Below are 3,935 nucleotides of genomic sequence, written 5' to 3' on the forward strand. Positions count from 1 at the left end.
GGGACCAGTGCCCGGCCGGGGCGGGCGGGTTCCCCGTACCGCTGCCCATGGCCGAGACCGGCCCCCTGGCCCCGGCCGGGCACTGGTCCCCTGGGGCGGGCGTGGCCGGGCCCGGGGCCGGGGCCACGGCCGGGGACGCGCTGACCGTCACCGTCGCCGACAGCGGGGTGTCCGGTGCCGACGGGACGTTCCGGCTGACCTGTCGGCCCGCCGGGGGCACGCATCAGCGGGCTGGGGCCGCGTGCGACCGGCTGCAGGAGCTGGGCGGGAAGATGGTCGGCGGCGGCGAGGACCCGTTCGCACCCGTGGCGAAGGACACGATGTGCACCATGCTCCACGGCGGACCCGCCACCGCCCGGATCACCGGGAGCTGGCGGGGCCGGAGCGTCGACGCCTCCTTCAGCAAGGCCAACGGCTGCGAGATCTCCCGCTGGCGGGCGCTGGAGCCCGTACTTCCGGCCACCACCGTCTGAGCGTCGGTCAAAAGATCAAAAAGAGTTCGGCGTCGAGGGGGCGTTCGGTGACCCGGCGCGCGCCCCCTTGTGCCCGCTCCCGAGGGGGGACTCCGTCTCATCCGCCGTCGCGGGCACCGTCCCAGCCCTTAGACTCCCTTCCGTGACAGGCCGGAACCCGAGAGGCAAGATGGGTGACGCGGTCCGCAAGGTGCAGTAGGTCAGGGAGGAAGCGTCGTCGTGAGCAGCAGGCCATCCCGGGGCGCTGCTCGCCTCGCGGCGATACTCGACGCACTCCCCGACGGCTTGGTGCTCGTCAACGCCAACGGCACGGTCGTCAACGCGAACACCATCGCGCTGGAGATGTTCGAGACCCCGGGCACGGCGCTCGTCGGTCGCGGGCTGCTCGATCTGCTCCCCGAGTTCGACTCCAAGCTGATCCCCGGTTCGATGCGCCGGCCCGCCTCCGCTGACGCCCGCGGCCGTACGAAGCCGACCCGGATGGTCGCCCGGCGCACGGACGGCGGGGAGTTCCCCGCCGAGGTCACCAGCGCGAGCCTGGAGGACGGCCGGGACGCGTACAACGACTCCCACAGCTACACAGGCGACGAACTCCTGATGCTGGTCGTGCGGGATCTTTCCGGGACGGTGGACACCGAGGCCGAGCTGGCGCGTTCGCAGCGCCAGACCGAGATGATCCTGCGCGCCGCCTCCGAGGGCGTCGTCGGTACGGACACGGACGGCCGGGTCGTCCTCGTCAACCCCGCCGCCGCGCAGATCCTCGGGTTCCGCGCCGGTGATCTGGGCGGCCGGGAGCTGCATACGCTCGTCATGCACTCGCGCGCCGACGGGGAGACCTTCCCGTACTCCGACTCGCCCCTCGCCGACACCCTCAGGTCGGGCCGCAAGCACCGGGTGCGCGGGCAGGTGCTGTGGGCGAAGAACGGCAAGCAGGTGCCGGTCGATCTGACGACCTCGCCCGTACGGGACGGGGATCAGCTCGTCGGCGCCGTGATGACGTTCACCGACCGGCGTCCGTACGACGACCTGACCAAGCAGCACTCGGCCGAGCTGACCGCAGCCGAGGAGCGGCACGCGGCGGAGCTGAAGGAGACGCGGGAGGGGCTCGGCGCCGAGTTGAAGGAGACCGGCGAGCGGCTGGCCGGGGAGCTGAAGGAGACGACGCAGCGGCTCAACTCCGAGCTGGCCGAGGCGTCGGAGGCGCACGCGGCGGAGCTGGCGGACCGCAGCGACCGGTACGCGGCCGAGATCGAGAAGCTCACCGAGCGGTACGGGGACGTGGCCGGGCGCCACTCCCAGCTCACCGCCGTGCTGGGCGAGTCGCTGCGCGGCCCGCTGATCGAGCTGCGGGACGAACTGACCACGCTCGCCGCCGATCCGGCCGGGCAGCTGTGGCCCGAGGCCAACCAGATCCTGCACCACCTGTCCGCCGGTTACGCGCGGATGACCACGCTCGTCGACAACGTGCTCGGCTACCAGCGGCTCGACGTCGGCGCGGAGCAGCTCGCCAAGGCCAACGTCCTGCTCGACGGCGTGGTGGCCGCCGGGGTCGAGGGCGCCGTCGAGCTGATCGGTCCCGGCCGGGCGCAGTTCGCCGTGCACGCGCCGCCGATCGAGGCCGAGGTGGACGCGGGACGGCTGGCGACGGCCCTCGCCCATCTGGTCGCGGATGTGGCCGGGGTCGACTCGACGGGCCGGGCCCGGCTGATGCCCGGCGGCGGATACGTCGACTCGACGATCGTGGTGGCCGCGGCGCAGCGCGGTGATGTCGTACGGATCGAGGTGCGCGGCCCGTTCGGCGGCGGCGATCCGGTGCACGAGCCGATCGTGAGCGGCATCGTACGGGCGCACGGCGGGGTGCTCCAGACGCACGAGGTGCCGGGCATGAGCGGCAGCGCGTACGTGCTGGAACTGCCGCTGGGGCAGGGCGCGGGTACGGTTCCGCCGCCCAGCGCGATGCCGCAGGGCGGCCAGCCCGCCCTGCCCGCGTCGCCGTCCCCTTCGCCGCATCCGGACGCCACGGGTACGGGTGCGGATACGGCCGGGGCCCCCGGGCCTCGTACGGGCCCGGGAGCGCAGCGGGGTCCCGGTACGGCGGGCGGGGGCAGGCGGCGCGCGCGGCGGGCGTCCACGGACGCGTTCCTGGACTCCCCGGTGGAGGACACCGGGGAGCGCGAACAGCCCGCGCTGCCTGCCCAACAGGTACAGCAGGCCCAACAGGCCCAACAGGTGCAGCAGGTACAGCAGGTACAGCAGGTGCCCGGCCAGGCGCGGCCGGAGCAGCCCGCTCCCCTGCCCGCGCCCACTCCCACGGGCCGGCGCAGGGCCCGCAGCGCCGAAGCGGGCCCCCCGGCCCTGGCGGCGGCCCCGGCCCCTGCGGTGAGCGCGGCGGAGATGATCCCGGCGCAGGACACCGGCGGTACGGGCGTTACGGGAGGTACGGGCGTTACGGGAGGCGCGAACGGCGGCACCGGGCGCCGACGCGGGCGGCCCAGCCCGGCGGAGGACGCGACGGCCGGGCCCGGCGCGGGCGTCGCCGTGCCCGCACCCGCGCAGCCCGCACCGTCCGAGGGCGCGGTCGTCACGGCCGCCGAGGGTGCGCATCCGACGGGGCGCGCGGCGCTCGGCCAGGCCGTACCGCCGCAGGGCGTGCCGGTGGAGGCCGGGCCCGCCGGGAGCGGGCGCCGGGCGCGGCGCCCCGAGCAGCGGGCGCTTCCGGCGCTGTCGGCGGGCCCCTCGGCACCGAGCCATCCGAGTCGTCCGAGTCACCAGGACCAGCCGAACCACCCGAACCACCAGAACCAACCGGCGCAGCAGGCACCCGCACCCGCATCCGCCCCGGCTCCGGCTCCGCTGCCCGAGCAGGCGCCCGCGTCCCCGGCCGCCGCCGCGATGCCGCCCGTCCAGCCGCAGCCGCAACCGCAGCCGGGGGCACAACAGGCCCCGGCAGGCGCCGCGTCCGCGTCCGGGCAGCACGGCGGGCGCCGGGCCCGCCGGGCTCTCGCGCCCGCGCAGGAACGGCACATCCCGGTGCCGCCCGAGCCGGAGACCGCCCGCAGTCCGTTCGCGCTGCCGCCCGCCGCCGCCGACCGCACGGCGCCCCCGGCCGCACCGGCACGGCCCGCGTCGGACGCGTCGCTGCCGGGCCGCCACGACGCTGTGCGCACGAACCCGGACGACGACCACACCCCGCCGCAGCCGCACCCCCTGCCCCAGGGGCGGCGCCGGGTGTCGGCGGACACGGCCGGGCACTCGGGCCCCGTACCGGTCGGCCCCGTACCGTCCGGGCCCGTACCGGTCGGGCCGTACATGGACGACCCGAACGCGGACGACCCATACGCGGACGACCCGAACGCCTGGGGAAGCCCGCCCCCGCAGCCGGACACCGGCGGCCAGCAGGCCGGGACCGGGCTCGGGCTCGGGCTCGGAGCCGGGACCGGAGCCGGGACCGGAGCCGGAGCC

The 3,935-nt window shown here is 76.1% G+C and carries 2 protein-coding genes; both read left to right on the forward strand.

The window, feature by feature from the left end; genetic code table 11:
* Positions 1 to 473, forward strand: a 473-nt coding sequence (locus DVH02_RS33925) for an SSI family serine proteinase inhibitor (protein WP_407697711.1), incomplete at its 5' end; no start/stop codon positions are given.
* 219 nt (positions 474 to 692) lie between these two features.
* A partial coding sequence (locus tag DVH02_RS33930; protein WP_114627669.1) for a PAS domain-containing protein occupies positions 693 to 3,935 on the forward strand: 3,243 nt, incomplete at its 3' end.

Origin of the sequence: Streptomyces corynorhini, assembly GCF_003346515.1 — a bacterium.
GTDB classification, from domain to species: domain Bacteria; phylum Actinomycetota; class Actinomycetes; order Streptomycetales; family Streptomycetaceae; genus Streptomyces; species Streptomyces corynorhini.